This is a genomic window from Pigmentiphaga daeguensis, assembly GCF_039523035.1.
In the GTDB taxonomy this organism is placed as follows: domain Bacteria; phylum Pseudomonadota; class Gammaproteobacteria; order Burkholderiales; family Burkholderiaceae_B; genus Pigmentiphaga; species Pigmentiphaga daeguensis.
The window spans coordinates 1-5,596 of record NZ_BAAAEN010000055.1; the positions used below are offsets into that span (position 1 = coordinate 1).

Annotated in this window: 2 tRNA genes and 3 rRNA genes; all 5 read right to left on the reverse strand. The window is 53.4% G+C overall.

The window, feature by feature from the left end:
• Position 1: 1 nt before the first annotated feature.
• A 5S ribosomal RNA gene (gene rrf, locus ABD104_RS29935) occupies positions 2-114 on the reverse strand.
• A 148-nt stretch (positions 115-262) separates the two neighbouring features.
• Positions 263-3,141, reverse strand: a 23S ribosomal RNA gene (locus ABD104_RS29940).
• Positions 3,142-3,414: 273 nt separating this feature from the next.
• Positions 3,415-3,490, reverse strand: a tRNA-Ala gene (locus tag ABD104_RS29945).
• Positions 3,491-3,514: 24 nt separating this feature from the next.
• Positions 3,515-3,591, reverse strand: a tRNA-Ile gene (locus ABD104_RS29950).
• 127 nt (positions 3,592-3,718) lie between these two features.
• A 16S ribosomal RNA gene (locus ABD104_RS29955) occupies positions 3,719-5,249 on the reverse strand.
• The 16S, 23S and 5S rRNA genes sit together here with 2 tRNA genes alongside, the layout of an rRNA operon.
• Positions 5,250-5,596: the final 347 nt, after the last annotated feature.

Consider the following 5,596-nt stretch of genomic DNA (forward strand, 5'->3'; position numbering starts at 1 on the left):
AGCCTGACGATGACCTACTTTCACAGACGTCCGTCCACTATCATCGGCGCAAAGGCGTTTCACTGTCCTGTTCGGGATGGGAAGGAGTGGGACCACCTTGCTATGGTCGTCAGGCTTTAACTTGTTGGCGGGCTGTTGATCGCGCGCAGGGTTGCTGCGTCGCGGGCTCGAACAACCTGCCCAATTGGAAGAAGCACAACAGTGTTGGTAGCGAGGCTACCTGGTGTGTGACTGCGGCACACGCTACAACCGCCAGGGTTATAGGATCAAGCCGCACGGGCAATTAGTATCGGTTAGCTCAACGCATTACTGCGCTTCCACACCCGACCTATCAACGTCCTGGTCTCGAACGGCCCTTCAGGGGGGTCAAGCCCCCGGGAGATCTTATCTTCAGACGAGTTTCCCGCTTAGATGCCTTCAGCGGTTATCTCTTCCGTACATAGCTACCCGGCAATGCCATTGGCATGACAACCGGTACACCAGCGGTACGTCCATTCCGGTCCTCTCGTACTAGGAACAGGCTCCGTCAAATCTCCAGCGCCCACGGCAGATAGGGACCAAACTGTCTCACGACGTTTTAAACCCAGCTCACGTACCTCTTTAAATGGCGAACAGCCATACCCTTGGGACCGGCTACAGCCCCAGGATGAGATGAGCCGACATCGAGGTGCCAAACACCGCCGTCGATATGAACTCTTGGGCGGTATCAGCCTGTTATCCCCAGAGTACCTTTTATCCGTTGAGCGATGGCCCTTCCATACAGAACCACCGGATCACTATGTCCTGCTTTCGCACCTGTTCGACTTGTCAGTCTCACAGTTAAGCACGCTTATGCCATTGCACTATCAGCACGATTTCCGACCGTACCTAGCGTACCTTCGAACTCCTCCGTTACCCTTTAGGAGGAGACCGCCCCAGTCAAACTGCCCACCATGCACTGTCCCCGACCCGGATAACGGGCCAAGGTTAGAACCGCAAACAAATCAGGGTGGTATTTCAAGGACGGCTCCACCGAATCTAGCGACTCGGTTTCAACGCCTCCCACCTATCCTACACAGACCGGTTCACAGTCCAATGCAAAGCTACAGTAAAGGTTCATGGGGTCTTTCCGTCTAGCCGCGGGTAGATTGCATCATCACAAACATTTCAACTTCGCTGAGTCTCAGGAGGAGACAGTGTGGCCATCGTTACGCCATTCGTGCAGGTCGGAACTTACCCGACAAGGAATTTCGCTACCTTAGGACCGTTATAGTTACGGCCGCCGTTTACCGGGGCTTCGATCAAGAGCTTGCACCCCATCACTTAACCTTCCGGCACCGGGCAGGCGTCACACCCTATACGTCCACTTTCGTGTTTGCAGAGTGCTGTGTTTTTATTAAACAGTCGCAGCCACCGATTCTCTGCGACCCTTTCACGCTCAGCGCGCAGGCGCTTCACGCTACCAGGGCATACCTTCTCCCGAAGTTACGGTATCAATTTGCCGAGTTCCTTCTCCTGAGTTCTCTCAAGCGCCTTAGAATATTCATCCCGTCCACCTGTGTCGGTTTGCGGTACGGTCTCGTTTAACTGAAGCTTAGAGGCTTTTCCTGGGACCACTTCCAATCACTTCGCGAACAAGTTCGCTCGTGCCACACCCTTGAATTACGCACCCGGATTTGCCTAAGTGCCTTCTTCGATGCAGCAACGGGGACTTCCAACACCCCGATGACATTCCGCGATCCGTCCCCCCATCGCATTAAACGACGGTGCTGGAATATTAACCAGCTTCCCATCAGCTACGCATCTCTGCCTCGCCTTAGGGGCCGACTCACCCTACGCCGATGAACGTTGCGTAGGAAACCTTGGACTTACGGCGAGAGGGCCTTTCACCCTCTTTATCGCTACTCATGTCAGCATTCGCACTTCTGATACCTCCAGCAGCCTTTACAAGCCACCTTCGCAGGCTTACAGAACGCTCCCCTACCACGCACAGTAAACTGTGCATCCGCAGCTTCGGTATATCGCTTAGCCCCGTTACATCTTCCGCGCAGGACGACTCGATCAGTGAGCTATTACGCTTTCTTTAAAGGATGGCTGCTTCTAAGCCAACTTCCTGACTGTCTATGCCTTCCCACTTCGTTTCCCACTTAGCGATATTTGGGGACCTTAGCTGGCGGTCTGGGTTGTTTCCCTCTTGAGTCCGGACGTTAGCACCCGGTGCTCTGTCTCCCGAGCTGTACTTCCAGGTATTCGGAGTTTGCAATGGTTTGGTAAGTCGCCATGACCCCCTAGCCATAACAGTGCTCTACCCCCTGGAGTAATACTCGAGGCACTACCTAAATAGTTTTCGGGGAGAACCAGCTATTTCCAGACTTGTTTAGCCTTTCACCCCTATCCACAGCTCATCCCCTAGTTTTTCAACACTAGTGGGTTCGGTCCTCCAGCACGTGTTACCGTGCCTTCAACCTGGCCATGGATAGATCGTCTGGTTTCGGGTCTACACCCAGCGACTGAACGCCCTGTTCGGACTCGCTTTCGCTACGCCTCCCCTATTCGGTTAAGCTTGCCACTGAATGTAAGTCGCTGACCCATTATACAAAAGGTACGCCGTCACCCCACAAGGAGGCTCCGACTGTTTGTATGCATGCGGTTTCAGGATCTATTTCACTCCCCTTCCGGGGTTCTTTTCGCCTTTCCCTCACGGTACTGGTTCACTATCGGTCGATCACGAGTATTTAGCCTTGGAGGATGGTCCCCCCATCTTCAGACAGGATTACACGTGTCCCGCCCTACTTATCGTACGCCTAGTCCCACTTCAGAGATTTCGAATACAGGGCTATCACCTGCTATGGCCGGACTTTCCAGACCGTTCTTCTATCACCGAAGCTAACTCGTACAGGCTCTTCCGATTTCGCTCGCCACTACTTTCGGAATCTCGGTTGATTTCTTTTCCTCGAGTTACTGAGATGTTTCAGTTCACCCGGTTCGCCTCGTTAACCTATGGATTCAGTTAACGATACCGCCGAAGCGGTGGGTTTCCCCATTCGGAAATCTGCGGATCAAAGCTTGTTTGCCAGCTCCCCGCAGCTTATCGCAGGCTACTACGTCCTTCATCGCCTGTGATCGCCAAGGCATCCACCACATGCACTTAGTCGCTTGATCCTATAACCGTAGCGGCTATAGGCTGGTTTACTCTAGCGTTTGTGCCGTTCCAGAACATGAGCATTCTGGAACTGATATATGCAATCACAACCCGTTGTCCGACAATACTCCACTGGCTCTTCACCAGCGTGTCGAACAACATTACTGTTGTTGCTTCTTCCAAATTGTTAAAGAACAGCCAAATCGTACTACACCGAGCCAAAGCCCAGCTTTAAGCACAGCACGCTGCGCTTAAACCTGAATTCTGGCGATCCGAGGAATTCCCACCGAAAATGGTGGAGGTTGACGGGATCGAACCGACGACCCCCTGCTTGCAAAGCAGGTGCTCTCCCAGCTGAGCTAAACCCCCACAGAAACTCACGCTTCTGCATACTGGTGGGTCTGGTTGGATTCGAACCAACGACCCCCGCCTTATCAAGACGGTGCTCTAACCGACTGAGCTACAGACCCATATTCTTCGGATCTGCATCCCAGGCCAAGGAACGTCAAGCATCTTGCGCTTGCCCCTTTTCCTCACCGATCCAGCTTAACGAACAACCGATAAGAGTGGACACTTGATCAAGCGCTTTACGCGCTGAAAGGAGGTGATCCAGCCGCACCTTCCGATACGGCTACCTTGTTACGACTTCACCCCAGTCATGAACCCTACCGTGGTAAGCGCCCTCCTTACGGTTAGGCTACCTACTTCTGGTAGAACCCACTCCCATGGTGTGACGGGCGGTGTGTACAAGACCCGGGAACGTATTCACCGCGACATGCTGATCCGCGATTACTAGCGATTCCGACTTCATGCAGTCGAGTTGCAGACTGCAATCCGGACTACGATCGGGTTTCTGGGATTGGCTCCCCCTCGCGGGTTGGCTGCCCTCTGTCCCGACCATTGTATGACGTGTGAAGCCCTACCCATAAGGGCCATGAGGACCTGACGTCATCCCCACCTTCCTCCGGTTTGTCACCGGCAGTCTCATTAGAGTGCCCTTTCGTAGCAACTAATGACAAGGGTTGCGCTCGTTGCGGGACTTAACCCAACATCTCACGACACGAGCTGACGACGGCCATGCAGCACCTGTGTTCCGGTTCTCTTTCGAGCACTCCCAAATCTCTTCGGGATTCCAGACATGTCAAGGGTAGGTAAGGTTTTTCGCGTTGCATCGAATTAATCCACATCATCCACCGCTTGTGCGGGTCCCCGTCAATTCCTTTGAGTTTTAATCTTGCGACCGTACTCCCCAGGCGGTCAACTTCACGCGTTAGCTGCGCTACCAAGCTCCGAAGAACCCAACAGCTAGTTGACATCGTTTAGGGCGTGGACTACCAGGGTATCTAATCCTGTTTGCTCCCCACGCTTTCGTGCATGAGCGTCAGTGTTATCCCAGGGGGCTGCCTTCGCCATCGGTGTTCCTCCACATATCTACGCATTTCACTGCTACACGTGGAATTCCACCCCCCTCTGACACACTCTAGTTCGGGAGTTAAAAATGCAGTTCCAAGGTTGAGCCCTGGGATTTCACATCTTTCTTTCCGAACCGCCTGCGCACGCTTTACGCCCAGTAATTCCGATTAACGCTTGCACCCTACGTATTACCGCGGCTGCTGGCACGTAGTTAGCCGGTGCTTATTCTGCAGGTACCGTCAGTTACGCCAGATATTAGCCGGCGCCGTTTCTTTCCTGCCAAAAGTGCTTTACAACCCGAAGGCCTTCTTCGCACACGCGGCATGGCTGGATCAGGGTTGCCCCCATTGTCCAAAATTCCCCACTGCTGCCTCCCGTAGGAGTCTGGGCCGTGTCTCAGTCCCAGTGTGGCTGGTCGTCCTCTCAAACCAGCTACGGATCGTCGCCTTGGTAGGCCTTTACCCCACCAACTAGCTAATCCGACATCGGCCGCTCCAATAGTGAGAGGTCTTGCGATCCCCCCCTTTCCCCCGTAGGGCGTATGCGGTATTAGCTACGCTTTCGCGTAGTTATCCCCCGCTACTGGGCACGTTCCGATGCATTACTCACCCGTTCGCCACTCGCCGCCAGACCGAAGTCCGCGCTGCCGTTCGACTTGCATGTGTAAGGCATGCCGCTAGCGTTCAATCTGAGCCAGGATCAAACTCTTCAGTTCAATCTCTAGATTTGTTCGTACTATGGGTCGAAACCCATGGCACGATCGCTTGCGTACTCAAAGAAATTGCAGATAAATGATTTACCTACAAACTTCTTCATATGAGCACTTGATTTCTTTTGCGTCGATCGACTGGTCCGGTTACCCGACCCAACCGTCTCGCGCCCAACCAAGCGCCCACACTTATCGGCTGTTTATTTGTTAAAGAGCGACACTGCCTACTGCTTCACTTCCCTGCCGTTCGCTGCGCTGTCTTGCTAGCGCTGCGTCATCAGCAGAGAAACGAGATTATGAAGAAGTTTTTTACGTCTGTCAAATCGTCGTTAGCGCTGCCAATTTCGATTCGC